The organism is Bacteroides sp. f07, assembly GCF_042854785.1.
In the GTDB taxonomy this organism is placed as follows: domain Bacteria; phylum Bacteroidota; class Bacteroidia; order Bacteroidales; family Bacteroidaceae; genus Bacteroides.
On record NZ_BAABXI010000001.1, the window covers coordinates 259192 to 285171 of the forward strand.

The following is a 25980-nucleotide window of genomic DNA, read 5'->3' on the forward strand; positions in this document are numbered from 1 at the left end:
AAAGGGCTCCATAAAGTACGGATGGCAATTTCTTCTAAAGGCAAAGGAAAAAGTGGTGGCGCAAGGGTCATTACTCTTACAGCCTTAATTTCAAAAACAGATGCAGATATTATCCTCTTGACAATTTATGAAAAAGCGTGCCAAAAGGTAGTAAACACTATCTTTTGGCACGCTTTTTCATATATGAGATTACTTCTTCGTAATACGGAACCAGTCCACGTCTGCCCAACCGCCATCATTTGTTTTTATAGCAGGGCGCGTGCAGAACATGCCGATTTTAGCGCCAATCCATTGTCCTTCTCTTGCCTGGAAAGGAACTCCGAGTGATTCGAATTTCTTTCCGTCAAGGCTATAACTGAAATTACACATTACAATAAGGTCGTGTCCGCCTTCGCTGTCTTTGATTTTCTTTCCGTCACAACTGAAACGTACTTTCAGATAAACCGTGTTTTGGGAAAGGTCAACGGCAGCTTTCACTTCTTCCGGTTTTCCCTTATCCGCCCTTTTACATTCTACTTGCGACAAAACAAGACCTTTGTCTGTATTTTCTAAAATCAGCCCGGCATAATCTCTGCCCATAACGACAAGTCCGGTTCGCTCGCCCTTATTCTTCTGATTAGGAGTGAATGTGAGTTTCATCGTTACGGTGAAATTATCGGAAGGAGTTTTCTGCAACAAAAGGTTGGCTACATCCCACAGGTTCTTATAATCTTCTACCACCGGATAAGAGTATAATCTGACATAACTCTTGTCTCCTGCATAATACGCCCATTTTTCATTAATGTTGGCGTGCCATTGCCACTGTGGGGATAACGTGTAACCGTCAAACTCGTCGCTTTCTTGCGGAGTACAGATAGGATATGTTTTTCCTACATTCGGTTTCTTGTAAGTCAGGACAGGTTCACCGCAGCCGTCACCGTCTTTGTCAATGCCGATAACAGGCCAGTCGTTCACCCATTTCATCGGCTGCAGATGCATGATACGACCGTAAGCACCTACATCTTGAAAGTGAAGGAACCAGTCTTCGCCCGTAGGAGTGTCTACCCATGCTCCCTGATGAGGACCGTTGACGGGAGAGTTGCCTTGTGCGAGTACGGTTTTCCATTCATAAGGACCGTAGATGTTCTTGGAACGTAACACGACCTGCCAGCCTGTCGGTACGCCACCTGCCGGATGGAAGATATAGTAATAGTCATTTCTCTTATACATTTTGGGGCCTTCGCAAGTCTGATGTGCTTCGTGACCGTCGAATATGATACGTGAAGGAGTGATGGCTTTCGTAGCTTCTGCGTTCAGTTCGCAGATAGTGATTACACTTTTCAGTCCGGCACGACTTCCTGCATATGCGTGTACCATATATACTTTCCCGTCTTCATCCCAAAACGGGCAGGTGTCGATGATGCCTTTTCCGGCTTTAACCAAGACAGGTTCGCTCCACGGGCCTTTCGGGTCTTTGGCTTTCACCATGAAAGCTCCCTGGTCGGGGTCGCCCCAAAAGATATAGAACTCGCCGTTGTGATGGCGGATGGCGGGAGCCCATACACGATTACCGTGTTCCGGACGTTCCGGTGTTTCGATAGGGGGAAGAGCGTTAGGTACTGCCGCGCCGATAATCGTCCAGTTCACCAAATCCTTGGAATGTAGTATCTGCAATCCCGGCAGACAGTTGAAACTGGATGAGGTCATATAGAAATCATCGCCCACGCGGCAAGCGTCGGGGTCGGAGTAGTCGGCATAGAGAACCGGATTTTTGTATTTGCCGTTTCCGAGGTCGGGAACCCATACTTCGGATACATAGTTTTTCTGCGCCAATACCGGGAAGGTAGTCAGCAGGCAGAGAACTAAAGTCTGTGTCAATCGTTTCATGATATAGGTCGATTAATAGTTTTATATAAATGATTCGTTGGCTTGTCTTACGGTGGCAAAGGTAGAAAAAAAGACTCTGCACAAGGAGTAATAATTGTGCAGAGTCGTATAAAAATTGGTAGAAACCTTGTGATTTTTGTTTAGTTGTATTTGTATTCTACCTTATTTTAGTGGTGTATGGTTATTTCTATTTGGCAGTATGGCTGTCTTTTACTGTCACTGTCACAGGGTGAGCCAGTTCTTCTTTCCATTCGCGTAGATAAGCGAACCATGCTTCCGGAGTCTTATACCCGAAGGTTTCTTTCATGGAAGTGAAAGTTGTATGATATTGGAAATAATTGTTTCCCGGAGCGGTGATTGTATAGAGGAAGTTCGCCTTATCTTTTTCCTCTGATTTCACATAACGCTGAGGGATACAAGTTCCCAATCCTACGGTTTCTTTTGCGTACTTCACCGTGTCGTTTACAGGCCAGTCTGTTCCCCAGCTTCCTACCAATCCCTTATGGTCGGAGAAAGACTTGGAAGTACCTACAATATCCTGTACCCCTGTGCAGAAAACCTCTTTATCGAGCGGCTCGTCGAAGAATGTTTCGATGTGAAGGTCACGATGTCCGGCATACAGCGTGTAACGCGTCATCATATCCAGTTCTGCACCCTGATACTGCCATCCGGTTACTTCAATTTCTGCAATCGCACGCACCGGCCCGTAAGAGATGATACGTTCCGTACGGGTTTCGACCGGGGTGATGTGGGTCGCTTTCTGTCCGTCCCAACCTTTCAATGCACCCGGGCCACAACTGTCGAACACACGAAGCACATCGTCACCGAATCCTTTGGCCAACTGCGCATCTGTAGGATAGAACTGCGATTCTCTAATTTCCAGACCTTTATTGAATTTACCGTAAATGTCAGGTGTCTGTTTCTCATTGAAGTAGAGACGATAACCTACCAGCTCCGATTCCAGAACCGGGCCGTGAGGACGTACCATGCTGTATATATTACTGGTTCCGGGAACAGTAATTGCCTGTACCCTTTGATGTTTTCCTTTGCGATAATCCACGATAAACATATCGGCATATACCCGTTCAGGATAAGTTTTTGTGCTCTTTTCCGAAGAAAGCGTCACTTGGAAAGTCTTTCTTCCATGAGCGGGAAGGTTGGTTACGAAGGCAAGTTCATCCATCTTCCTGTCTTTGTTCAAGTCATCAAGCTGGGAAGGAATTTCATTCGTCCCTTCCATGACAACGGCAGATTTGATTTTGAAACCTGCGTGCAATTCGTGCAGATTGATAACAACCGGAGCGTCCGTTTTTGCCTGGTTCCAATTGTTGTGCACCTCGACTGTAATGGTCTTTTCCTGCTTCTGAGCCCAGGCTGGCAGGCTGAAACTTCCTAAAAGGAAAGCAATTATAAAAAGATTCTTTTTCATGATTCTAAGGCTGATATTATACGTCGTATTTCTCTCTGCAAAAGTAACTGAAAAAAAAGCAGACCGTCTATCTTTTGAAGATAAAATAGTCTGCTATTTGAGCTTTTTACTCTATATAATGATATTGTGGTTTTCTTTTTCTTGCGTTTCTTGCGGTGAATTTTATTTGAGACTTAAAATTTCTCCTTTTGCGCCCAATTCTTCATAAACCTTTCCATCTACAGTCAGGTTCTTTGCATTCTTGACATTCAGGATATTGTTGCCTTTTGAAGACTCTACATAAATGTTCTCCAAAGTAACTCCGTCTACCTGGCTGATGACAACCCCATCCGTAGCTTCCGTCATCACGACGTTTTTAACGGTAATATTGCTAATCGGCATTTCCGGCAAACCGTTGAAGAACATCGCACGTCCCGAACCTCTGCACACAATGTTCGAGATATGGATATTGCGGAATGCCGGAGTCTCTTCCGTTACCGGCGGAATGGCTGTTTTCATGCGGTTCAGCAAGTCTTCTTCTGATTCTTCTCCCGCACCTTTTCCACCGTAGAACAAGTCGAACAATAACGGCTCGTTCGGAATATTAATCATGTTGATATTATTAATGTAGATGTTTTCCACTACACCGCCACGTCCGCGGGTACTCTTGAAGCGCAAACCTACATCAGTCCCCATGAATGTACAATCTTCCACATAGATGTTCTTCACGCCGCCGGACATTTCACTGCCGACAACAAATCCGCCATGTCCGTGCAATACCGTATTATTCTTCACAATCACATTCTGGCAAGGTTCGCCGCGACGGCGACCGTCTTCATCCTTACCCGATTTGATACAGATAGCATCATCTCCCGCATCAAACACACTGTTGATAATCAGCGCGTTCTTGCAAGATTCCAGGTCGATGGCATCACCGTTCTGAGAATACCAGGGATTGATGACCATGATATTGTTTACAATGAAATCCTCGCAGGACAACGGGTGCAGACACCAGCTCGGAGAGTTCTTGAAAGTCACACCTTCCAGCAGTACCTTCTTGCTTTTTACGATGCTGAGCAGCACCGGACGCAGCCATGGACGGATTTCAGCCCATTCCTCATCCGTATTGATACCTTCGGGGACGTTGAAGTCCTTACAAGCCATAGCACCTTTCAATGAGCCGGCTGTGGGATACCATATCTCCTGTTTCTCATCAAGGACACCGCCGGAACTTACTAATTTCTTCCATTGCGAAGCAGTCAGTTTTCCTTTCTTCACCGGACGCCAGCAATCTCCATTTCCGTCAAATGTCCCATGTCCTGTGATGGCGATATTCTCCGCGTTGCGTGCCGAAATCGGCGACTGGCAACGACGGGTTTCCAGTCCTTCAAAAGAAGTGGCGATGATAGGGTATGCTTCGAAATCTCCGGTGAAGAGTACCAGTGAGTTTTGTTCTGTATATAAATTTACGTTACTCAGCAGTTCGATAGGGCCTGTCAGCCAGATGCCTTCCGGGATAATCACTTTGCCACCGCCGTGTTGGTTTACGTCCTTGATAGCGTCGTTGATAGCTTTCGTGTTCAGGAACATTCCATCCCCTTTAGCTCCGAATTTTTCAATGTTTACCTCATAAGCAGGAAAAAACGGCTGTTGTACTTTTGGCATTTCAAAAGGTAAATTCTGGTAAAGGGCATCGCTTATTACGTTTTCACTTACCGCATTCCCGCTTTGCGGTTTACATCCCGAGATAAACGGCAAACAGCATATAGCCATCCAGAAGAGTCTTTTTGTCAACGTGTTCATTTAGTAATCTTATTTTCTATAGGGTTATACATCTATTGTTTTTCTTGGTATATATTTGAGTGTTCTTGAATAAATATTATGAAAAAAACTCTTAATTATCGAATGCAAAGATAGGTGCGAACCTCCAAAAGGATGTGGACTAATTGATAGAATACGTGTATTTTTTGTCATTTCTGTCTATTATTTGCACACTTCGCATGATTTTATGCAGAAAGATGCTATCTTTGCACAAAATTTAACTATTAAAAGATATGAGTTACAACTTGTTGAAAGGAAAAAGAGGTATTATCTTCGGTGCGTTGAATGACCAGTCCATTGCCTGGAAAGTGGCTGAACGCGCTGTAGAAGAAGGTGCGACTATTACATTATCAAATACTCCGATGGCTATCCGTATGGGAGAAGTCAATGCTTTGGCTGAAAAATTGAACTGCCAGGTTGTGCCGGCGGACGCTACCAACGTAGAGGAGTTGTCGAATGTATTCAAGACCTCGATGGATATACTGGGCGGACAAATTGATTTTGTACTCCATTCTATCGGTATGTCTCCCAACGTACGCAAGAAACGTACTTACGATGACCTTGACTATGGAATGTTGGATAAGACATTGGACATTTCGGCTGTTTCATTCCACAAAATGATTCAGGCTGCCAAGAAACTGAACGCTATCGCTGATTACGGTTCAATCGTTGCATTGAGCTATGTGGCTGCACAGCGTACGTTCTACGGCTACAACGATATGGCGGATGCGAAAGCACTGTTGGAATCTATCGCACGCAGCTTCGGTTATATCTATGGACGCGAGCACAGCGTGCGTGTGAACACAATCTCACAGTCGCCTACGTTTACAACGGCCGGTTCGGGTGTGAAGGGCATGGACAAACTGTTTGACTTCGCCAACCGTATGTCTCCGCTCGGAAATGCGACTGCCGACGAATGTGCTGATTATTGCATCGTGATGTTCTCCGACCTCACCCGCAAGGTGACCATGCAGAACCTCTTCCACGACGGCGGATTCTCCAGCGTGGGTATGAGTCTTCGTGCTATGGCTACTTACGAGAAAGGACTTGATGAGTACATGGACGAAAATGGTAACATCATTTACGGATAATAAATTATGAAACTACGGATTTCTCTTCTTATTATATTAATAAGTATGCTTTTCGCCGCCTGTGGGTTAAGCACAGGAAAAGGTATGGAGCAGAAGGAAGAGGAGATTTCTGTTCTGAGATATGATAAGCTGTTGAGCGAATACGTTCGCTCCAACAGCTTTTCTGCCATGCAGAAGTTGTCGATGGATTACCGTCAACCGACGAAGATTCTGATTGAAGATGTGCTGGCTATCGGCACGGTGAAAGACGATACCATCTCGCAACGCCTGCAAAAATTCTATTCGGATACGACACTGGTTCGTCTGATGGGGGATGTGGAAGCCAAGTTCCCTAATTTGGATGAAGTGGAAAAGGGACTGACTAAGGGATTCAAGAAGCTGAAAAAGGAAGTGCCCGATACCCAAGTGCCGTTTATCTATTCACAAATATCTGCGTTCAATGAGTCTATCGTCCTGGTCGATTCTTTGCTCGGTATCAGCCTTGATAAATACATGGGGGAGGATTATCCTCTTTATAAGCGTTTTTATTATGATTACCAATGCCGTTCCATGCGTCCCGAACGAATTGTGCCGGATTGTTTTGCGTTCTATCTACTGAGCCGTTATGGCATGAAGTATCATGAGGGGACTTGTCTTATTGACCTGATGATGCATGCCGGGAAAATCAATTATGTAGTACAGAACTTATTGGGATACAATGACAGCGGTGAGGCGATGGGATATTCAAAAGAGGAAAGTGACTGGTGCAAGGAAAATGAAAAAGATATTTGGGAGTATGTCTGTTCCAATGAACATCTGCACGCGCGTGACCCGATGGTGATCCGTTATTATATGAAACCTGCTCCGGCTGTTGAAATGCTGGGTGTTCAGGCTCCTGCATTGATAGGTACATGGATAGGTACGAGAATTGTTGCGGCATATATGAAAAAGCATAAAGACATGAAGCTGAAAGACCTGTTGGAATTTACCGACTATCATGTAATGTTGAGTGAATCCAACTATTTGGCTTCCTGATTTTGCCTTTCATTTTTAATTCGCTTCGCTCAAAACCTTATTTGATTTTTAATAGTAAAGTATAGTCTTAATTCTTCATTTTAAAGTGGAAACTGCCCTTTATTTGTTGCCCGTGACTTTAGGTGATACGCCTATTGAAAAGGTATTGCCTTCTTATAATAAGGAGATTATCTCCGGTATCCGGTATTTTATAGTCGAAGATGTCCGTTCCGCCCGCCGTTTCTTAAAAAAGGTGGACAGGGAGATTGATATTGATGCACTGACGTTTTACCCATTGAACAAGCATACTTCGCCCGAAGACATTTCCGGTTATCTGAAACCTTTGATAAACGGTGCTTCAATGGGGGTCATCTCTGAGGCAGGCTGTCCGGCTGTTGCCGATCCGGGAGCGGATGTAGTGGCTATTGCACAGCGTAAAAAGTTGAAAGTCGTTCCTTTGGTTGGACCTTCTTCTATCATTCTTTCCGTGATGGGGTCGGGGTTTAACGGCCAGAGTTTTGCGTTCCACGGCTATCTGCCGATTGAACCGGGCGAGCGTGGAAAGAAACTGAAAGCGTTAGAGCAGCGTGTGTATGCCGAGAACCAGACGCAACTTTTCATTGAGACTCCTTACCGGAATCATAAAATGGTGGAAGATATTCTACAGAATTGCCGTCCGCAGACAAAACTGTGTATTGCCGCCAATATCACTTGCGAAGGAGAGTATATACAGACGCGTACGGTGAAAGACTGGAAAGGGCACGTGCCTGATTTGTCTAAGATTCCTTGTATTTTTCTCTTATACAAATAACATTTTTCAGATGTTCGTATTCGTTTTCAAAGCAACTGCTGAAGAATCCTTTGCCTAAGTTCTCTTCAATCTGCTTGAAACTCCATAGCTTACTGTTTTTAAAGCGGGGAGTACAGAGGACTGAATCGTCATCCAAATCTACGATGAACAGGTAGATAAGACGGTTGGTCACTTCATTCTCGAAGTGATAGGCGATGTTGAACTCCGATTTGATGTCATTGACTTGGGGAAGGGCATTATTCATCAGACGGGTAGCGGCTGCTGTCAGAGACTCTCCGTAGCGAAGATAGCATTCCATTGGAATGTCTACTTTATTCTTGTCCAAAATGGCTGTTGACGGTCTGTCGCAGAGAAATAGCATCCCATGGGTAGACACGGCAATTCTTATCACCGGATTGATATAGGCATTCTTGTAATTGATTGCCTCAATAGCGGGTGTTTTCCCAATCACGTCTCCTTTGGTATTGACGATAGGCACATACTCCGTGTGAGACATCAGGTGATTGAAGAAATGGATGGCTATTTGATTGAACACGATGCTCAGAATGAAGACAGTAGGGGGTAGGATTTTATAGAGGACGAGTTCGCTCGTCTTGCTCGGCGGGTCTTGGAAAACAACAGCGATGCTGATAATGACAAAATGCAGTACACCGAAGATTAAAGCGATGCGTGCCGAAACGATGGCAGCTTCCGCCCCTTGTGCGTACAAGCGTTTGTTGCAGGAACCTATCTGCTTCAGGAAGTGATTGATAAATCTCTTCTTATGCATATAAAGTATCAGCATGGGAATAAGGATGCTGACTTCCAATGTGAGGGGAAGTGCACCGGGCGGAACGTAATCACCGGGAATAAGTGCGGCTAAAGACAATAGCGCCAGCATTCCGGTCGCTATATATAGGATAAAGTTAGGAACTAGTATCCCCTTTCGTTTCAGGGAAAGATATATACCTACGATACCTATGCCTGTACCGATGTAAATAGCCGTGTCTTGCGTTATAAATTCACACAATAAAATGGAAATAATAACGGGGATAAAACCCATTGACATGTTAAACGCGGAAGAAAGTACTCCTTTATGATCCATTTCTACTTTATGTTTATTTGCCGGTTCTACAAGTAAAACAAATAGTGTCTGTGTTTTGTTTGCTAACGGATATGTTTCTCTGCATGATAGGATGAACGGACAAGAGGAGCGCTCTCTACGATGTTAAATCCTTTTGCTAATCCCGTAGTCCTGTATTTTGCAAATTGTTGTGGAGTCACATATTCTGCAACAGGATAATGACGGTGGCTGGGTTGCAGGTATTGTCCTATAGTGAGAATCTGACAGCCGACCGCCAATAAATCGTCCATCAATATTTCCACTTCTTCGGAAGTCTCTCCCAAGCCGACCATGATGCCGCTTTTGGATTTGACTCCTTTGGAAGAGATACGTCCGATAACTTGCAGGCTCGTATCGTAATTGGCCGCACTGCGTACCAGCGGACTGATGCGGCGCACGGTTTCCATATTGTGTGAAATGATGTCGGGACAGGCTTCTATTACGAGGTCTACCAGTTCCATTTTACCTTGGAAGTCGGGTATCAGTACTTCGATAGTAGTCTGAGGATTCAAGCGTTTGATTTCATGGATGGTACGCGCCCAATGTTCCGCTCCCAAATCGGGAAGGTCGTCCCGGTCTACGGAGGTGATGACGGCATGATCCAGTTTCATCAGTGCGATGGATTCTGCTACATGGGTTGGTTCATTCGTATCCAACGGATGCGGGCGTCCGGTCTGTGTGTTACAGAATTTACAACTGCGGGTACAGATGTCACCTCCGATCATAAAGGTGGCAGTACCTTTCCCCCAACATTCCCCCATATTGGGGCAACGCCCACTGCTGCATATGGTATGCAGGCAGTGGGAGTCAACAATCCGTTTGGTTTCGGTGTATCGTTCGTTGGCACCGATATTAATTTTCAGCCATTCGGGCTTACGTACTCTATCCGCCATTACAAGTTATTCAAGAAAAAGTTGGTCAACCGTGTGTATAAGTGGTGGCGGGTATTTCCACCGTATATTCCATGATTACGGTTGGTATATACCTGCATATCGAATTGCTTGCCGAGTTGAACCAAGTGTTCGGCGTACTCGGTACAATTCTGGAAGTGTACATTATCATCTGCCATGCCATGCACAAGCAACAGGTTGCCATGCAACTTGTCGGCACGGGTGAAAGCGGATGATGCTTTGTAGCCTTCGGCGTTTTCTTTCGGAGTACGCATGAAACGTTCGGTATAAACCGTATCGTAGAAACGCCAGTCGGTCGGTGCGGCAACGGCTACTCCTGCCTTGAATACGGGAGTTCCTTCACTCATACTCATAAGAGTCATGTATCCGCCGTAACTCCATCCCCAAATACCGATGCGGTCTTTGTCTACGTAAGGTTGCTTGCCGAGGTAAAGAGCGGTTTCCACTTGGTCTTTGGCTTCTTTCACTCCGATTTTCAAGTAGGTGCACTTCTCGAAAGCTTCTCCGCGACCGCCTGTTCCACGACCATCCACGCATACAACGATGAATCCGCGGCTTGCCATGTATGTTTCCCAACTGATACCCCAAGTGTCCAATACTTGCTGGGAGCCCGGACCGCTGTATTGATACATCAGTACCGGATACTTTTTCGATGTGGAGAAATCTACAGGTTTCATTATCCATCCGTTCAGAGTTACGCCGTCCGTAGTCTGGAAAGTGAAGAACTCTTTCTGCGGTATTGCATATCCTGACAATGTTTCTTTTAGCTTGTCATTCGTAATCAATGTCTTGAGTGTTTTACCCGAATTATCGTTCAACGTCACCACCATAGGAGTGTTCAGGTTGGTGAATTTGTTCATATAATACTTCATTGATTTACTGAAAAGCGGGGTGTTTGTTCCTGTCTGCTGAGATAGTTTAATCTTTTTGCCCTTCTTGTCTGTCTTGTAGACGGCTTTGCGCAGCGGGCTTCCTTCATTACTTGTGTAGTAGAAAGAACCGTCTTCTTCGTCATATCCCAAGAAGTCTTTTACTTCAAACTTTCCGTTTGTTACCTTTTTGATAAGGTTGCCACCCATGCTGTACCAGTAGAGATGGCTGTAACCGTCACGTTCACTGAGCAGGCTGAAATAATCGGGGTAGAATTTGATGTTATCAAAAGTGTTTTCTTTAATATAATAAGGAGATTCGTCACGCAATACCAGTTTGCAAAGCGTGGAGCGCGGGTCGGCAAAGTAAAGGTCGAAGCGGTCCTGGTGACGGTTCAGGGTCATGATTGCCAGTTTGTTGGCATCTTTGGTAAAACGGATGCGGGGGATATATCCGTCCGCGTCAAGCGGAAGTTTCATCGTACGGGTAACGTGCGATTTAATATCATACGTGCGTACCTCTACTTTTGAGTTCGGGTAGCCGGCCTTCGGATACTTATAGGTATATTCTCCCGGATAATCCTTGAGAACATCGATACGGGGGGCTTGTCCGGCAAATACCGGGAACGTATAAGAAGGAACTGCCGATTCATCGAAACGGATAAAGGCAATCTGCGTATTATCAGCGCTGAATTCCAAAGCACGGTTGAAGCTGAACTCTTCTTCATACACCCAGTCCGGGATACCGTTGATGATGGAGTTCTGTTTTCCGTCCTCAGTCACCTGGCTTTCGCTGTTGCCGTATAGCAGCTTGACAAGGAAAATATTGTTATCGCGGACAAAAGCAATCATTGTGCCGTCCGGAGAAAAGACGGGGACCTGTTGAGGTCCGCCGTCAGACAGCCGTTCAATAATGTTGTTTGTCGTAACGCCCTTATCATTTCGTTTCAAAGGGTAGATATAATGTACGGCTGTATAAGAATGCCGGTAAATCGGAGTCGTCTTGGTGGCAATCAGCAATTTCTGACCGTCGGGTGAGAACTGATAGCTGTCGAAGTTCTTGAAGTCACATTCGCGTGCAGTGTTCACATCGAAGATAACTTCTACTTTCTCACCTGTCTTGAAAGAATATTTGATGATTTGTGTGCCTTCGGCGTTCATCTGTGTGTAGTGCTCACCGTCGGGTGTGGGGATGACTCCCTGAATGTTTTCCGGGCGGAAACGTCCGGAGGTGATGTCTTTTAAATCAAGTGCCTTTTGTCCTTGTGCCATTCCGGTCAAACAGATAAGGCAGAGTAATAAAGTGATGCTGATTTTTTTCATCTGCTTTTATTATTGCTTTTATAATTCAGTTTTGGTTTTTATTCGTACTTGCAAAAGTAACAATAAACTTAGATTCAACAAAACCTGATGGATTTTTATGCGGTTTTGATAGGGATTATTGGGTGAGATTCGATATCTTTGTGAAAAGTACTTTAAAATATTACCACTATGAATTCAAAAAGGAAAGACTTGCAGTATGCTTCTGTTTTCTTGTTGGCAGTGGCGTTGACCTTCCTGCTGGGGAAGGGGGATAATCTCTGGTTGGTGTCATGGGGCGACCTGATACCGAGTTTATTTGTATTGTTCATAGCGGGTGATTGTCTGTATAGTTCCCTGCTTCGTATCAAGCGCGGCGAAGAAGAGGGCGGTGCTCGTTGGAGTACTTGTTTTACTTTTCTAGTGTTCAGTATTGTTTTTATGGGCGATTTATTCTTTATCGGCAACTTCATTGTTGATAAGTTATGCGGGTAAACTATAAGCTTTAGTTTACTTTAACTAGGAAAATTAGTTTGTGAACTAAAACTTTTCGTTATTTGCAGCAAATAATGTTGCAAGTATGAAAGGATTAACAGCAAAAGAGGAAGAAATCATGGGCTTTTTTTGGGAAAAAGGCCCCTTGTTCGTGAAAGAAATGTTGGTTTTCTATGAAGAACCGAGGCCACATTTCAATACATTATCTACTATCGTGCGTGGGTTGGAAGACAAAGGTTTCCTGGCTCACTATATGTTTGGTAATACCTATCAATATTATCCTGTGGTCAGTGAAGAAGACTTTCGTAAGCGAACGCTTCGGAATGTGATTAGCAAGTATTTTAATAATTCTTATTTAAGCGCTGTCTCTTCTTTAGTCAAAGAAGAAGATATTTCTTTGGATGAGCTGAAGCAGCTCATCAGTGAAGTGGAGCAGTCCGATAAGAAAGACTAATCTGTTAAACGAAAATCTATACTATGGGAGTTTTCTTCATTTATATATTGAAATCATCTGTCTGCCTTGTCTTATTTTACCTGTTTTTCCGCTTATTATTGAGCAAGGAGACTTTCCACCGTTTCAATCGGGTTGCTTTGTTGGGAGTGTTGTTCTTCTCGTTGCTCATCCCTTGCATTGAGATGACTACCCGGCATCAGGTCGAAGTACAGCAGGCTGTACTTTCTATCGAGCAGTTGTTGATGATGGCGGAACTGAACGCAATAACTCCGGAAGTGGGAGCTGTAATACAGGAAGTGCCTTCTGTTTCCTGGATACAAATTGTTTTATTGGTTTATTTGGCAGGCATTGTATTTTTTGCTTGTCGCAATATCTGTTCTTTGATTTGTCTTTTCAGGCTGATATATTCGGGTAGACATGAGAAGTTGGAGAAGGGTATTACTCTTGTGGTGCATAACCGGACAATCACTCCGTTTAGTTGGATGAAGTATATCGTAATCAGCCGGAAGGACCTGGAAGAGAATGGGCGGGAGATTTTGATTCACGAAACGGCGCATATTTGTCACCGTCATTCCATAGATTTATTATTGGCGGATATTTGTATTTTCTTCCAATGGTTCAATCCTGGCGCATGGTTGCTCAAACAGGAATTACAGAATATCCATGAATATGAAGCCGACGAGACGGTTATTAATGAAGGAGTAAACGCGAAGGAATATCAACTATTATTAATAAAAAAAGCCGTTGGCACAAGGCTCTACTCTATGGCCAACAGCTTTAATCACAGTAAACTTAAAAAGCGTATCACTATGATGTTAAAAGAAAAATCAAGTCCATGGGCTCGTTTGAAGTACCTGTATGTACTTCCGTTAGCTGCTATTGCAGTAACTGCTTTCGCCCGTCCCGAAATCTCTGAGAAAGTAGAAGAGATTTCAGCAGTCAAAGTTAATGATTTGGCGGAAACTGTTGAAACGAAAACTGAAGAAAATGATGTTAAAGTGCCTGTTGATACAACAAAGACTGATGTTGTGGTAGTGACAGGGTATCGTAAGGAAGAAAAAGATTCTCTTTTTAGATTTAAGAGAAATGGGATGTCTGTGTCTATGACTAAGGCTAGTCCAAAAGAAACACCATTGATTATTATCAATGGAAAGGAATCAGATATGACGGTAGTCAATGCATTGGAACCGAAACGTATAAAAAGCATATCTGTTACGGATGCTAAAGACGCAATGAAAAATTATGGAGAACGGGGAAAAGGGGGAGTGATGGATATACAATTATATTCGGAAGAAGAATTTCAGTCGACGAAAGTCGTTTTAAAACCCGATGTGAGCAAGAAGTTAGATGCACTTAATGGGAATACAAAGAATTGGGGAGTCCACTTCCGTTCAGCTAATGGTGGAGACCCACTTGTTATTATTGATGGTAAAGAAGTTTTGGGAGAAGACCCACTGTACAAAATCTCTCCGGATCGTATAAGGAGTATATCTGTGTTAAAGGATAAATCGGCTCAGGCAATATATGGGGATAAAGGGAAAAGTGGGGTGATTCTTATAAACATGCTTACAGATGAAGAATATCAGATTCGTCAGAGTAAAGCGATTGTTGTCGGGAAATCTAAAGATACGATTACATTAAAGGCCGATTCAAGAACGATTATTCCTAATAAATAGAAGTAATGTGGCTTTTTTATTAAAGTAGAATCAATGGTTATTGTAAAGTCCGACGGAGGTACGCAAGTATTTCCGTTTCTTGTTCCGGGTGGAACCAGCGTATTTCCTCATCCCGCTTGAACCAGGTCATCTGCTTGCGTGAATAAATACGGGAATTCTGCTTTATCTTTTCGATGGCAAAAGGGAGTTCCCATTCTCCATCCAGATACTTGAATAATTCTTTGTATCCTACTGTATTAAGAGAGTTAAGGTGACGGTAAGGAAGTACGGAACGTACTTCTTCCAACAGTCCTTCTTCCATCATCATGTCTACGCGGCGATTGATACGGTCGTAAAGTTCTTCCCGGTCACGGGTTAGCCCTACTTTGATAATACGGAATGGGCGTTCTTTCTTCTGCTGTGTGCGGAAAGAAGTGTAAGTGCGTCCGGTCATATAGCAGATTTCCAGCGCATGAATCACTCGCTTGGGATTCTTTAAATCTACAATGCGATAATATTCCGGGTCTAATAAGCGGAGTTCGGCACAGAGTTGTTCAAGTCCTTCTGCCTCATATTTCTGCAACATGAGTTGGCGGGTTTCCGCATCGACGGTAGGAATGTCGTCAATCCCTTTGCAAATAGCGTCTACATACATCATCGAGCCGCCGGTAAGAACCACGACTTCCTGTTTTGCAAATAACTTTTCAAGGATTTCCAATGCTTCCGCTTCATATTGGGCGGCACTGTAATAATCTGTAAGATGTAGTGTGCCGACTAAGTAATGGGGCACACGTGCAAGCTGTTCGGGCGTAGGTGCTGCCGTACCTATTTTTAATTTGGCATAAAGTTGCCGCGAATCGGCAGATACAATGCTTGTCCGGAAATTCTCTGCTATTCGCAGGCTTAATTCGGTTTTCCCTACACCGGTAGGACCTATAAGAACAATGAGGGTAGACAATGGACTTAAGTGATTAGTGATTAATGATTAGTGATTAGTGATTAATGCGATGCGAATATCTGCACAGCGTTGATCATTAATCACTAACCACTAATCGTTAAATTAAAATTTATCGTCTTCGTAAGAGCCGCCTGCGTCACCGCCAATATCGAATCCTTCCTGGTCGAAGTCTTCCATATCGAAGTCCTGGTCACCATAGAAGTTTTCGTCCAGGTCGAGAGAGCCACCTGCAGCAGCCATTTCTTCAAAGTCGACCGTTTGTTTGGGAGCATCTCCGGATTTCTTGGTGCATTTGGCACCCTTCATTTCCTTTCCGGTAATGATTTCAGATAACTCGATGAAGAAGCAACGCTCTGTCATATAATCGAATACATACAGCAACTTCTGTTTTTCATCTTCTACCAGTTCGCTGATAGTAGTTTCCTTCATTACCCAGCTATCCATTTCCGGGTTGTCGTCCATTTCTTCCAAAGTCACTTCTTTTTCTTTTTCCCAGTCATCATCGCAGATAAAGAAAGAAGTCATTTGGTCGTTTGTGTACCCAACTGATTTTAGTATTGCCTCATGGAAGTCAAAAAATGTAGCTTCCGGGTCAATTTGTATTTCTCTGACAAAATCGTCAACTTCATCAGATATGATAGTAAACCTGTATATCATAATATGACTATTTTGAACTGTTTATTTAATTATACCACGTTCTGAATTACGGATGAAGTTGATAATGTAGTCGATTTCGGGACTTTTCTCAAATTCATCTTCAATTTTTTTCAATGCTTCTGTCGTGTTCAGCCCACTTTGATAAATGATACGATAGGCATTATGAATATTTTCAATCACTTCATTGGCAAAACCGCGACGACGCAGACCGATAATGTTGATTCCGCTGAAAGCGATTGGTTCGCGTCCTGCAATGATGTAAGGAGGGATATCTTTGCTGAAACGGCATCCGCCCTGAATCATCACATGACTGCCTACATGACAGAATTGGTGCATCAATACATTGGCACTGACAATGGCGTTGTCATCAATCACAATTTCGCCTGCCATCTTGGTCGAGTTGCCAATGATACATCCGTTACCGACCAGCGCATCGTGTGCCACGTGCACACCTTCCATCAACAAGTTGTTGTTGCCCACGATTGTGCGCCCTTTAGCTGCCGTGCCACGGTTGATTGTCACGTTCTCACGAATCAGATTATTGTCTCCGATTTCGGCTGTCGACTCTTCACCGCGAAACTTGAGGTCTTGCGGAATGGCTCCGATAACAGCACCCGGAAAAATCGTATTTCCGTTACCAATACGTGAACCATATAAAATATTGGCATTAGCCATAATTTTATTGTTGTCGCCGATAACCACGTTTTTATCTATGAATACAAAAGGCGCAATTTCTACATTTTCCCCGATTTTAGCTTCGGGATGAATATACGCTAAAGGACTTATCATTTGAATTTCCAATTGTTAATTACTTGTTTTTTACTATTTGTGCCATGAACTCAGCTTCGCAAACCACCTTTTCCCCAACGAATGCGTAACCTTTCATGGTCGAGATGCCACGGCGGATAGGCGCTAATAATTCCACGCGGAATATCAGTGTGTCTCCCGGCACTACTTTCTGGCGGAATTTCACGCCGTCTATTTTCATAAAATAGGTAGAGTAACGTTCCGGTTCGTCAACCGAGTTGAGAACAAGCAAACCGCCTACTTGCGCCATTGCCTCTACTTGAAGTACACCCGGCATAACGGGTTCCTGCGGGAAATGTCCCTGGAAGAAAGGCTCGTTGGCAGTGATATTCTTGACACCTACAATATAGTTGGCACCGATTTCAATCACTTTATCCACCAGTTGGAAAGGATAACGGTGCGGCAACAGTTCGCGGATACGGTTTACGTCCATTATCGGCTCACGGTTACAGTCATAGCCCGGCGCCTGTATTTCGTGCAGGCGGATTTCTTTCCGCATCTGGCGGGCAAACTTGTTATTGATTGTGTGTCCGGGACGGGTAGCGATGATACGTCCTTTAATCGGTTTGCCGATTAAAGCAAGGTCACCGATAACGTCCAGCAGTTTGTGGCGGGCACATTCATTCGGCCAAACCAACGGCTTGTGGTTGATGTAACCTAATTGATCGGCATCCATGTGAGGAACTCCCATTACATCAGCCAATTTGTCGTAGCTTTCCTGTGACATCTTGCGTTCGTAGATTACGATTGCATTGTCCAGGTCGCCTCCTTTTATCAATCCCGCAGAAAGAAGCGGTTCTATTTCGCGGACAAAGACGAATGTACGGCTGGCGGCCACTTCGTCTTTGAAATTATGCATATCTTCAAGTGTAGCAAACTGGTTCGGAATAATGGTTGAATCGTAGGAAACCAGTACGTTCAGACTAAAGTTCTCGTCCGGCAGTACAATGATGGATGAACCTGTTGATTCGTCCCGGAATTCAATCTTTGACTTGATGATATAAAAGTCCTTGACAGCATTTTGTTCTACTGTCCCTACACGTTCTATTTCTTGTACATAATATTGTGCACTACCATCTAAGATGGGAAATTCCGGGCCGTTTACCTGGATAAGGCAGTTGTCGATGCCCAATGCGTAAAGGGCTGCCATACCATGTTCGATGGTGCTTACTTTGACTCCATTCTTCGACAATACAGTACCACGGGTGGTTTCTGTCACGTTGTCGGCTACTGCATCGATAGTTGGTTGTCCTTCCAGATCAATCCGTTGGATTTTGTATCCATGATTGTCCGGAGCAGGATTAAATGTAACAGTGAGGTCAAGTCCAGTGTGAAGACCTTTCCCGCTCAGTGAAAAGCTATCTTTCAGCGTTTTTTGTTTCAGCATTGGCTACTTATTTACTTATTTAATAGTTGTTTTAATTCTTCGATTTCTTTGCGCAGGTTACGCAGTTCTTTCTGCATATCCGGCAGGCTTCTTTGTACAACAGATGCCTTGAAATATTGTTTTAGATCCATAGGGGGAGTTCCGATAAGCTGGCTGCCGGATTTGATATCCCCGGGGACGCCGGATTGGGCGCCCAAGCCTACTTTGTCTCCTATTTTTGAGTGGCCGGCTATACCTACCTGCCCGCCGATCATACACCATTCGCCTATTTTGGTAGAACCGGCGACGCCTGCTTGTGCGGCCATTACGGTATGCGAACCTATTTCGTCGTTGTGTGCTATCTGTATCAGGTTATCCAGCTTGACACCGCTATGTACCACCGTAGCTCCCATCGTAGCACGGTCTACGCAAGTGTTTGCACCTATATCCACTTTATCTTCCAGAATAACGATTCCGATTTGAGGAATCTTGTCGTATCCGTCCGGAGTAGGGGCAAAGCCGAATCCGTCCGCCCCGATTACTGCGCCCGAATGCAGGATACATTCATTCCCTATGCGGCAATCATGATAAACATTTACATGAGAATAAAGCAGGCAATTATTGCCTATCTTCACACCGTCTCCAACAAAAGTATGTGGATAAATCTGAGTGTTATCTCCAATCACGGTATTTTCGCCGATGTAGGAAAAAGCACCTATATATACGTTCTCACCAATCTTGGCACTGGGGGCAACAAATGCTAATGAGTCGATACCCTGTTTTTTCGGTTTGCTCATTTCGTAAAGATTGAGCAGTTTCGCCAGGCTCTCGTATGCATTGTCTACTTTGATAAGGGTTGTTTTGATTTCATGTTCAGGAGTGAAGTCCTTATTAACCAGGACAATGCTTGATTGTGTCTCGTAGATGTAAGGTGTGTATTTGGGATTTGACAGGAAAGAAATAGCTCCGGGCATTCCCTCTTCTATTTTAGCGAATGTGTGTACCGTAGCGTTTTCGTCTCCAATGATTTCCCCTTGGATAAATGCTGCAATTTGCTTAGCCGAGAACTCCATGTCTTTAATTTAAAATTTAATTAGTTCACAAATAACGGACTTTTTTTTCAGATTTCCGTGTTATTGCATGAATATTTTATACTTATCTATGTAATCTCTGGTAGCAGAGATAGTATTTCTTTACCTTTTTGGACAATAACGAGATGTTCAACATATCCGATGCATCGGCGATATTTTTAATCGTACCGTCTTTGTAGATAATATCAATACTGTCATCCGCCGGTTCGTACATATTCTTTTCGATGCTGGGGGTAGAGACAAAATAGTTCGCTTCGGAAAGTGTTATGCCTAGTTGCTGGCTGATTTGCAAAGTTAATTCTTTTTTTCTGTCTTCACCAATCGGTTCCGACGAAATTTCCACTTTAAAGATATTCCGGTTAATCATTCCCATACTTAAAGTGGAAAGAACTTTGTCTGTATGGTTACTCCATACTTTCAAAGCCGTCCATATATCATTATCATCCAGTTGGACGAAATTCTCCAGACAATCGGGGTTGTTGTAGAATTCGGCAGGAGTGATATCTTTGTAAAGGAAAAAATGCAATGCAGGCGATGCGAACAGCTCTACTCCCTGTGATGCCAGTTCTTTGGCGCGCAAAAGAGTGCTGATAAGCATCTTCTCGTAAGCTACTGAAGTTTTGTGCAGGTATACCTGCCAATACATCAGGCGGCGTGCGGTGAGGAAATTTTCGATGGAGTAAATACCTTTGGATTCAACTACGAGCCGGTCGTCCGCAACATCAAGCATCTTGATGATTCGTGCCGAACCGATATTTCCTTCCGTAACTCCCGTATAGAAACTGTCACGACGAAGATAATCGAGCCTGTCCATATCCAACTGGCCGCTGACAAGCTGGTGCAGGAAACGTTTCGGATACTCGTCTTTGAAGATTTGAATGGCAAGACTGAGTTGCCCGTTCATCTCTTTGTTCATCCGTTCCATCAACATAAGAGAAATCTCTTCGTGAGGAATACCTTTTACAATAGTGTCTTCCAATACATGAGAGAAAGGACCGTGTCCGATGTCATGCAGCAGGATGGCGGCTTGTACGGCTTCCGCTTCACTGTCAAAGATGAAGTTACCTTTGGATGCCAGTTGCGTGATGGCTTCACTCATCAGGTAGAAAGCTCCCAAAGAATGTTGGAAACGGGTGTGTTGTGCACCGGGATATACCACTGACGAGAGCCCTACCTGCTTGATGCGGGTAAGACGCTGCAAAAGGGGATGCCGTACTATATCGTACAGCAGCCCCTTTGGAATATTGATGAACCCGAATACCGGGTCATTGATTATCTTTCTTTCGTAAGGCACTTTATTAACGGTTTAGTGGTTAGTGATTAGTGATTAGTGGCTGTGCGCAATATGCTGCGTAGTGCTAATCGTTAATCATTAATCGTTAATCACTTTTTTCAACTGTTCAGCCATTTGTGCCTGTACTTCTTGTGCGGCAGTACGGGCAGCTTCGGCAAATTTCTCCGTTTTATCCACATAGATGATACCACGGGATGAGTTGACAATTAATCCGCAGGTACTGTTCATACCGTATTTGCAAACTTCTTCAAGTGAACCGCCTTGTGCGCCGACACCGGGAACAAGAAGGAAATGATTGGGGACAATCTTGCGGATATCCTCGAAAGCGCGTCCTTGAGTTGCGCCTACCACATACATCATGCGGTCGTCGCCTGCCCATTCCTGTGATTTGCGCAGTACTTTTTCAAACAAACGTTCACCGTTCACGTCTTCTGTCAACTGGAAGTCGTGAGAACCTTTGTTGGAAGTCAGCGCAAGCAGGATTACCCATTTTCCTTCATAAGTAAGGAACGGAGTGACGCTGTCTTCGCCCATATAAGGAGCTACTGTGACAGAGTCGATATCCAGTTCTTCGAAGAAAGTGCGGGCATACATGGCGGAAGTGTTTCCGATGTCGCCACGCTTTGCGTCGGCGATGATGAACTGGTCGGGATAATTATCTTTGATGTATTTTACTGTCTTTTCAAATGCAATCCATCCTTTTACGCCCATGCTTTCGTAAAAAGCCAAGTTAGGTTTGTAGGCAATACACAAATCCGCTGTCGCGTCGATGATGGCCTTGTTGAATGCAAAGATAGGGTCTTCTTCTTTCAACAGATGTTCCGGGATTTTCTTGATGTCGGTATCAAGCCCTACGCAAAGGAATGATTTCTTGCGTTTTATGTTTTCAAATAATTGTTGCTTATCCATCTTGTTATTTACTATTATACGATTTACTATTTACAATTTAAAGCTCCGCTCTCATTAAAGCCCCGCTCTCAACTTTCTATTTTCTACAACTCACTTTCTTTCAGTCGTTCCGCATTTTCAGCCACAATCAGGTGGTCGATACAGTCTTGGATATCTCCGTCCATGAAGGCAGCCAGATTGTAAATCGTGTAGTTGATGCGGTGGTCGGTGATACGTCCTTGCGGATAGTTGTATGTGCGGATTTTAGCCGAACGGTCTCCGGTCGATACCATTGTCTTACGCTTGGACGCAATGTCGTCGATATACTTCTGATGTTCTTTGTCGTAGATAAAAGTACGGAGACGCGCCAGTGCGCGTTCTTTATTTTTCGGTTGGTCGCGTGTTTCGGTACATTCGATCAGGATTTCTTCGGCAATGCCTGTGTTCGGGTTCTTCCATATATAGCGCAGGCGTACTCCGGATTCTACTTTATTTACGTTCTGTCCTCCGGCACCACCGCTTCGGAAAGTATCCCATTTGATTTCGCCTTCATTGATGACTACGTCGAATTCTTCCGCTTCGGGAAGTACGGCTACCGAAGCTGCCGAAGTATGTACACGTCCCTGGGTTTCTGTGGCGGGAACACGCTGTACGCGGTGTACGCCCGATTCATATTTCAGGATTCCGTAAACATTGTCACCTGTGACGCTGCAAACAATTTCCTTGAATCCGCCTGCCGTTCCTTCGTTCGCATTGGAGACTTCCATCTTCCAGCCTTTTGTTTCGCAGAATTTGGCATACATACGGAAGAGGTCGCCGGCAAAGATAGCCGCCTCGTCACCACCTGCACCACCACGGATTTCAAGAATCGCATTCTTGCTGTCCTGCGGGTCGGCGGGAACAAGCATCAGTTTGATTTCTTCTTCCAATACCGGAAGGCGTTCCTGGCTATTATCCATTTCTTCTTTAGCCATTTCACGCATTTCGGCATCCGACTCACTGGAAAGGATACTTTTGGCTTCCTCAATGTTACCCAGCAATTGGATATATTCCTTGCGGGCTTTCATCAAGTCATCCAGTTCCTTATATTCCTTGGTCAGCTTGACATAGCGCTTTTGGTCGGCAATTACTGCCGGGTCGGTGATAAGGGTTGATATTTCTTCAAAACGGGCTACAAGACCGTCTAATTTTTCTAATAGGGTACTGTTCTCTGCCATTCTTTAATATCTGAATTCTCCGAACTCGCTCTTGATAATTAACTCTGTGTTGTCACATTCTTCAACGCGTCCTACTATCCGTGCCAGGATACCGAATGATTCGGAAATAGCGATAACTTCTTCTGCATGTTCCGGTGACAGGTAAACTTCAAGGCGGTGTCCCATGTTGAATACTTTATACATTTCCGCCCAATCGGTACCGCTTTGTTCCTGAATAGTCTTGAATAATGGAGGAACTGGGAAAAGATTGTCTTTTACAACACGGACGTTTTCAACAAAGTGCAGTACTTTAGTCTGCGCACCACCGGAGCAGTGAACCATTCCGTGGATTTCGGGACGTAATGCATCCAGCAGTTTCTTTACTACCGGTGCATAAGTGCGGGTGGGAGAGAGCACTAATTTACCCGCGTCGATCGGAGAATCTTCTACACTGTCAGTCAGTTTCAGTCCGCCGGAGTAAACCAATTCTTCGGGAACTGCCGCATCGTAACTTTCCGGGTATTTTTCAGCAAGATATTTGCCAAATACATCATGGCGGGCACTTGTCAGACCGTTGCTGCCCATGCCGCCGTTATATTCTTTTTCGTAAGTGGCCTGTCCGTAAGAAGCAAGACCGACGATTACATCGCCCGGACGGATATTGGCATTGTTGATAACGTCCGAACGTTTCATACGGCAAGTTACGGTAGAGTCAACTATGATAGTGCGTACCAGGTCGCCTACATCGGCAGTTTCGCCACCGGTTGCATATACGCCTACCCCCATTTCGCGGAGTTCGGCAAGTAATTCGTCTGTTCCGTTGATGATGGCGGAGATCACTTCTCCCGGGATTAATAACTTATTACGTCCGATAGTTGAAGAGACAAGAATATTATCTACGGCACCTACACAAAGCAGGTCGTCGATATTCATAATCAAGGCATCTTGGGCGATTCCTTTCCAGACAGACAAGTCACCTGTTTCTTTCCAGTACATATAAGCAAGGGAAGATTTGGTTCCGGCACCGTCAGCATGCATGATGTTGCAATATTCAGGGTCACCTCCCAATATATCGGGAATAATTTTGCAGAATGCTTTCGGGAAAATTCCTTTGTCGATGTTCTTGATGGCGTTGTGCACATCTTCTTTTGATGCGCTTACTCCACGCATCATGTATCGTTGATTACTCATGAGTTATAGAATTATTTTGTATACGGCTGCAAAAGTACTGCTTTTTTTTCGTACAGACAACTATCTGAATAGAAATGCCGCTGACTAATAAAGTTTTCGTGCCTAATGAGATACGAATACTTTTAGTCAACGGCAAAGTCTTTTCAGCAGATTTTCTTAGAACTCTACTTTCGGCGCTTTCTCGCTACCTTCTTCCGCTTCAAAATATGCTTTCTTATCGAAGCCGAACATTCTTGCAAAGATGTTCTTTGGGAAACGGCGGATATTGGTGTTGTAAGCTTGGGCGGCATCGTTGAAGTTCTTGCGTGCTACATTGATACGGTTCTCAGTCCCTTCCAATTGTGCCTGCAACTCAAGGAAATTCTGATTAGCTTTCAAATCAGGATAATTTTCTGTGATAGCTAATAATTTACCTAATGCGGAAGTTACAGCGCCCTGTGCTTTCTGATATTGGGCGAGTTTTTCCGGTGTCAGGTCGGCGGCATCCACTTTTATCTGGGTTGCCTGACTGCGTGCGGCAACCACTCCCTCCAATGTTTCTTTTTCGTGCGTTGCATATCCTTTCACTGTATTTACCAGGTTGGGAATCAAGTCGGCACGGCGTTGGTATTGAGTTTCTACATTCGCCCATTGCCCACTTACACGCTCGTCCATAGTGACCAGACCGTTATATACGCTGACTGCCCAGATGACAAGAATAGCTACAACAGCTAAAATGATGATAATTGACTTTTTCATGTTTATTGTTTTTATTGATATTGATAATCTGATTTCTGAATCTTATTTTTAGAACCGTGAGCCGGCACCACCGCCGCCACCCATTCCGCCGCCGAAGCTGCCTCCGCCAAAGCCACCGCCGCTTCCGCCGAAACTTCCACCACCCATTCCGCCAATGAACGGTCCTCCGCCGCCACCGCGATGGTGATAATCGTTCTCATAACTTTGTTGGCGACGTACGAGGGTGTGTCCGCAGTTTCTACACGTATAAGTGACATCTTCGGTCTTTACTCCGTTGATTCGGGAAACTACTCTGCTGCTACTTCTCTGTAACGTATGCTTTCCGCATTTCGGGCAACGGCTTTGTTTGCGTGCGGCAAAGAAAGCAATACCTCCTCCAATCAGAATAAAGAAGAAAACAGCAAGAATAAAATCGAATGGACTACTGTCGCTTGAATCGGAAAGGGAGTCATTCTCCATAGAACCGTCAAGCCGCTGGCAAGTCGCCTTCAAGCCTGCTACCATTCCTGCATCCCAGTTTCCGTCTTTTAGATAAGGAATCATATACTTCGTTTGAATCCTCTTGCAAATAGCATCGGGAAGAACGCCTTCCAAACCATAGCCGGTGTAAAACTGGATACAACGTTGATCGGTAACCAGCAAAATAACCAGACCGTTGTTTTTGTCTTTCTTTCCCACTCCCCATTTGTTGAGTAATTGATGGCAGAAATCAAAACAGTCTTCCTCTCCGATGGAAGGCACTGCGGCAACTACCGTTTCAATTCCCGTTTGCTGCTCCAAGGCATAAAGCATGGTGTCTATACTGTCACAAGCTGCCTGTGAAAGTACTCCCGCCGGGTTACAAACATACTGCGTTTTATTTTGCAGATGAACTTTCGGAAGATTGTCTACCGTATATACTTTTTCTTGAGCCTGTAAGGGAATCAGTAGAAAAGTGAAGATTATAAGTGTGAAAATTGATTTCATAACAGTCGTTTTACGGATACAAATATAGAAACTTTTTCCCTAATGAATCTAAA

The 25980-nt window shown here is 44.3% G+C and carries 23 protein-coding genes; 6 read left to right on the forward strand and 17 right to left on the reverse strand.

From position 1 onward, the window contains the following. Window positions 1-189: 189 nt before the first annotated feature. The 3 genes from ACGHVY_RS01155 to ACGHVY_RS01165 all read right to left on the reverse strand — a co-directional run bounded on the left by ACGHVY_RS01155 (window position 190) and on the right by ACGHVY_RS01165 (window position 5077). On the reverse strand, window positions 190-1866 hold the full coding sequence (locus ACGHVY_RS01155; RefSeq protein WP_390596524.1) for a glycoside hydrolase 43 family protein: 1677 nt from the start codon (window positions 1864-1866) through the stop codon (window positions 190-192). A gap of 187 nt (window positions 1867-2053) precedes the next feature. Then, window positions 2054-3295, reverse strand: coding sequence for a DUF4861 domain-containing protein (locus ACGHVY_RS01160; RefSeq protein WP_308746510.1), 1242 nt, complete (start codon window positions 3293-3295; stop codon window positions 2054-2056). 162 nt (window positions 3296-3457) lie between these two features. Beyond that, entirely contained in the window at window positions 3458-5077 is a 1620-nt protein-coding gene (locus ACGHVY_RS01165; RefSeq protein ID WP_390596528.1) for a glycoside hydrolase family 28 protein, read from the reverse strand. Between the two features lie 251 nt (window positions 5078-5328). Between ACGHVY_RS01165 and ACGHVY_RS01170 the strand changes: the two genes are divergently transcribed. From ACGHVY_RS01170 to ACGHVY_RS01180, 3 genes are all read left to right on the forward strand, one after another. After that, on the forward strand, window positions 5329-6186 hold the full coding sequence (locus ACGHVY_RS01170; RefSeq protein WP_308746508.1) for an enoyl-ACP reductase: 858 nt from the start codon (window positions 5329-5331) through the stop codon (window positions 6184-6186). A gap of 6 nt (window positions 6187-6192) precedes the next feature. After that, window positions 6193-7200, forward strand: a complete 1008-nt coding sequence (locus ACGHVY_RS01175; RefSeq protein WP_308746507.1) for a gliding motility lipoprotein GldB — start codon at window positions 6193-6195, stop codon at window positions 7198-7200. Window positions 7201-7285: 85 nt separating this feature from the next. Beyond that, window positions 7286-7990, forward strand: a complete 705-nt coding sequence (locus ACGHVY_RS01180) for an SAM-dependent methyltransferase (protein WP_308746506.1) — start codon at window positions 7286-7288, stop codon at window positions 7988-7990. Here the strand turns inward: ACGHVY_RS01180 and ACGHVY_RS01185 are convergent. The 3 genes from ACGHVY_RS01185 to ACGHVY_RS01195 all read right to left on the reverse strand — a co-directional run bounded on the left by ACGHVY_RS01185 (window position 7956) and on the right by ACGHVY_RS01195 (window position 12195). Next, window positions 7956-9074 carry a hypothetical protein gene (locus ACGHVY_RS01185; RefSeq protein ID WP_390596533.1) on the reverse strand — a complete coding sequence of 373 codons (1119 nt, stop codon included), beginning with the start codon at window positions 9072-9074 and terminating at the stop codon, window positions 7956-7958. The two genes, ACGHVY_RS01180 and ACGHVY_RS01185, sit on opposite strands and share 35 nt — an antisense overlap. A 62-nt stretch (window positions 9075-9136) precedes the next feature. Further along, window positions 9137-9985: a lipoyl synthase gene (gene lipA, locus ACGHVY_RS01190; protein ID WP_308746504.1), complete on the reverse strand. Its 849-nt coding sequence runs from the start codon at window positions 9983-9985 to the stop codon at window positions 9137-9139. After that, window positions 9985-12195: a S9 family peptidase gene (locus ACGHVY_RS01195; RefSeq protein ID WP_390596535.1), complete on the reverse strand. Its 2211-nt coding sequence runs from the start codon at window positions 12193-12195 to the stop codon at window positions 9985-9987. Before ACGHVY_RS01195 ends, lipA begins: the two co-directional genes overlap by 1 nt. A gap of 168 nt (window positions 12196-12363) precedes the next feature. On the opposite strand from ACGHVY_RS01195, the gene ACGHVY_RS01200 reads away from it, so the two are divergent. The 3 genes from ACGHVY_RS01200 to ACGHVY_RS01210 all read left to right on the forward strand — a co-directional run bounded on the left by ACGHVY_RS01200 (window position 12364) and on the right by ACGHVY_RS01210 (window position 14796). Then, complete coding sequence (locus ACGHVY_RS01200) at window positions 12364-12666, forward strand: hypothetical protein (protein WP_308746502.1); 303 nt, start codon at window positions 12364-12366, stop codon at window positions 12664-12666. Between the two features lie 85 nt (window positions 12667-12751). Then, window positions 12752-13120 (forward strand): BlaI/MecI/CopY family transcriptional regulator, encoded by a 369-nt coding sequence (locus ACGHVY_RS01205; RefSeq protein ID WP_390596537.1) that lies wholly within the window; start codon window positions 12752-12754, stop codon window positions 13118-13120. Window positions 13121-13143: 23 nt separating this feature from the next. Continuing rightward, on the forward strand, window positions 13144-14796 hold the full coding sequence (locus ACGHVY_RS01210) for a M56 family metallopeptidase (protein WP_390596538.1): 1653 nt from the start codon (window positions 13144-13146) through the stop codon (window positions 14794-14796). A gap of 37 nt (window positions 14797-14833) precedes the next feature. Here the strand turns inward: ACGHVY_RS01210 and miaA are convergent, their stop codons facing one another. The 11 genes from miaA to ACGHVY_RS01265 all read right to left on the reverse strand — a co-directional run bounded on the left by miaA (window position 14834) and on the right by ACGHVY_RS01265 (window position 25927). Then, window positions 14834-15733 (reverse strand): tRNA (adenosine(37)-N6)-dimethylallyltransferase MiaA, encoded by a 900-nt coding sequence (gene miaA / locus ACGHVY_RS01215; RefSeq protein ID WP_390596541.1) that lies wholly within the window; start codon window positions 15731-15733, stop codon window positions 14834-14836. Window positions 15734-15835: 102 nt separating this feature from the next. Further along, a complete protein-coding gene (locus ACGHVY_RS01220; protein WP_308746498.1) occupies window positions 15836-16390 on the reverse strand; it encodes an IS1096 element passenger TnpR family protein in 555 nt (184 codons plus the stop codon). A gap of 21 nt (window positions 16391-16411) precedes the next feature. Beyond that, window positions 16412-17179, reverse strand: coding sequence for an acyl-ACP--UDP-N-acetylglucosamine O-acyltransferase (gene lpxA, locus ACGHVY_RS01225; protein WP_308746497.1), 768 nt, complete (start codon window positions 17177-17179; stop codon window positions 16412-16414). A 19-nt stretch (window positions 17180-17198) separates the two neighbouring features. Further along, the gene (locus tag ACGHVY_RS01230) at window positions 17199-18584 is read right to left on the reverse strand and encodes a bifunctional UDP-3-O-[3-hydroxymyristoyl] N-acetylglucosamine deacetylase/3-hydroxyacyl-ACP dehydratase (protein WP_308746496.1); all 1386 of its coding nucleotides are present in this window, start codon (window positions 18582-18584) and stop codon (window positions 17199-17201) included. Window positions 18585-18595: 11 nt separating this feature from the next. Next, on the reverse strand, window positions 18596-19636 hold the full coding sequence (gene lpxD, locus ACGHVY_RS01235; RefSeq protein WP_390596545.1) for a UDP-3-O-(3-hydroxymyristoyl)glucosamine N-acyltransferase: 1041 nt from the start codon (window positions 19634-19636) through the stop codon (window positions 18596-18598). An 82-nt stretch (window positions 19637-19718) separates the two neighbouring features. After that, window positions 19719-20948: an HD domain-containing protein gene (locus ACGHVY_RS01240; RefSeq protein ID WP_390596547.1), complete on the reverse strand. Its 1230-nt coding sequence runs from the start codon at window positions 20946-20948 to the stop codon at window positions 19719-19721. 78 nt (window positions 20949-21026) lie between these two features. Next, entirely contained in the window at window positions 21027-21857 is an 831-nt protein-coding gene (gene pyrF / locus ACGHVY_RS01245; protein WP_308746493.1) for an orotidine-5'-phosphate decarboxylase, read from the reverse strand. Between the two features lie 83 nt (window positions 21858-21940). Then, window positions 21941-23053 carry a peptide chain release factor 1 gene (prfA, locus tag ACGHVY_RS01250; RefSeq protein WP_308746492.1) on the reverse strand — a complete coding sequence of 371 codons (1113 nt, stop codon included), beginning with the start codon at window positions 23051-23053 and terminating at the stop codon, window positions 21941-21943. Window positions 23054-23056: 3 nt separating this feature from the next. After that, window positions 23057-24223, reverse strand: a complete 1167-nt coding sequence (locus ACGHVY_RS01255) for an AIR synthase related protein (RefSeq protein WP_390596551.1) — start codon at window positions 24221-24223, stop codon at window positions 23057-23059. 156 nt (window positions 24224-24379) lie between these two features. Next, complete coding sequence (locus ACGHVY_RS01260) at window positions 24380-24961, reverse strand: LemA family protein (protein WP_390596554.1); 582 nt, start codon at window positions 24959-24961, stop codon at window positions 24380-24382. Between the two features lie 48 nt (window positions 24962-25009). Next, window positions 25010-25927 (reverse strand): TPM domain-containing protein, encoded by a 918-nt coding sequence (locus tag ACGHVY_RS01265; RefSeq protein ID WP_390596557.1) that lies wholly within the window; start codon window positions 25925-25927, stop codon window positions 25010-25012. Between the last annotated feature and the right edge of the window lie 53 nt (window positions 25928-25980).

What these genes read in the sequence shown, in the direction of transcription:
- ACGHVY_RS01210 (WP_390596538.1), top strand. Translation starts at nt 13,144, where the DNA reads ATGGGAGTTTTCTTCATTTATATATTGAAATCATCTGTCTGCCTTGTC.
- ACGHVY_RS01175 (WP_308746507.1), top strand. Translation starts at nt 6,193, where the DNA reads ATGAAACTACGGATTTCTCTTCTTATTATATTAATAAGTATGCTTTTC.
- ACGHVY_RS01205 (WP_390596537.1), top strand. Translation starts at nt 12,752, where the DNA reads ATGAAAGGATTAACAGCAAAAGAGGAAGAAATCATGGGCTTTTTTTGG.
- ACGHVY_RS01170 (WP_308746508.1), top strand. Translation starts at nt 5,329, where the DNA reads ATGAGTTACAACTTGTTGAAAGGAAAAAGAGGTATTATCTTCGGTGCG.
- ACGHVY_RS01220 (WP_308746498.1), bottom strand. Translation starts at nt 16,390, where the DNA reads ATGATATACAGGTTTACTATCATATCTGATGAAGTTGACGATTTTGTC.
- pyrF (WP_308746493.1), bottom strand. Translation starts at nt 21,857, where the DNA reads ATGGATAAGCAACAATTATTTGAAAACATAAAACGCAAGAAATCATTC.
- ACGHVY_RS01230 (WP_308746496.1), bottom strand. Translation starts at nt 18,584, where the DNA reads ATGCTGAAACAAAAAACGCTGAAAGATAGCTTTTCACTGAGCGGGAAA.
- ACGHVY_RS01260 (WP_390596554.1), bottom strand. Translation starts at nt 24,961, where the DNA reads ATGAAAAAGTCAATTATCATCATTTTAGCTGTTGTAGCTATTCTTGTC.
- ACGHVY_RS01185 (WP_390596533.1), bottom strand. Translation starts at nt 9,074, where the DNA reads ATGGATCATAAAGGAGTACTTTCTTCCGCGTTTAACATGTCAATGGGT.
- lipA (WP_308746504.1), bottom strand. Translation starts at nt 9,985, where the DNA reads ATGGCGGATAGAGTACGTAAGCCCGAATGGCTGAAAATTAATATCGGT.
- lpxD (WP_390596545.1), bottom strand. Translation starts at nt 19,636, where the DNA reads ATGGAGTTCTCGGCTAAGCAAATTGCAGCATTTATCCAAGGGGAAATC.
- prfA (WP_308746492.1), bottom strand. Translation starts at nt 23,053, where the DNA reads ATGGCAGAGAACAGTACCCTATTAGAAAAATTAGACGGTCTTGTAGCC.
- lpxA (WP_308746497.1), bottom strand. Translation starts at nt 17,179, where the DNA reads ATGATAAGTCCTTTAGCGTATATTCATCCCGAAGCTAAAATCGGGGAA.
- ACGHVY_RS01200 (WP_308746502.1), top strand. Translation starts at nt 12,364, where the DNA reads ATGAATTCAAAAAGGAAAGACTTGCAGTATGCTTCTGTTTTCTTGTTG.
- ACGHVY_RS01255 (WP_390596551.1), bottom strand. Translation starts at nt 24,223, where the DNA reads ATGAGTAATCAACGATACATGATGCGTGGAGTAAGCGCATCAAAAGAA.
- ACGHVY_RS01165 (WP_390596528.1), bottom strand. Translation starts at nt 5,077, where the DNA reads ATGAACACGTTGACAAAAAGACTCTTCTGGATGGCTATATGCTGTTTG.
- ACGHVY_RS01195 (WP_390596535.1), bottom strand. Translation starts at nt 12,195, where the DNA reads ATGAAAAAAATCAGCATCACTTTATTACTCTGCCTTATCTGTTTGACC.
- ACGHVY_RS01265 (WP_390596557.1), bottom strand. Translation starts at nt 25,927, where the DNA reads ATGAAATCAATTTTCACACTTATAATCTTCACTTTTCTACTGATTCCC.
- ACGHVY_RS01155 (WP_390596524.1), bottom strand. Translation starts at nt 1,866, where the DNA reads ATGAAACGATTGACACAGACTTTAGTTCTCTGCCTGCTGACTACCTTC.
- ACGHVY_RS01160 (WP_308746510.1), bottom strand. Translation starts at nt 3,295, where the DNA reads ATGAAAAAGAATCTTTTTATAATTGCTTTCCTTTTAGGAAGTTTCAGC.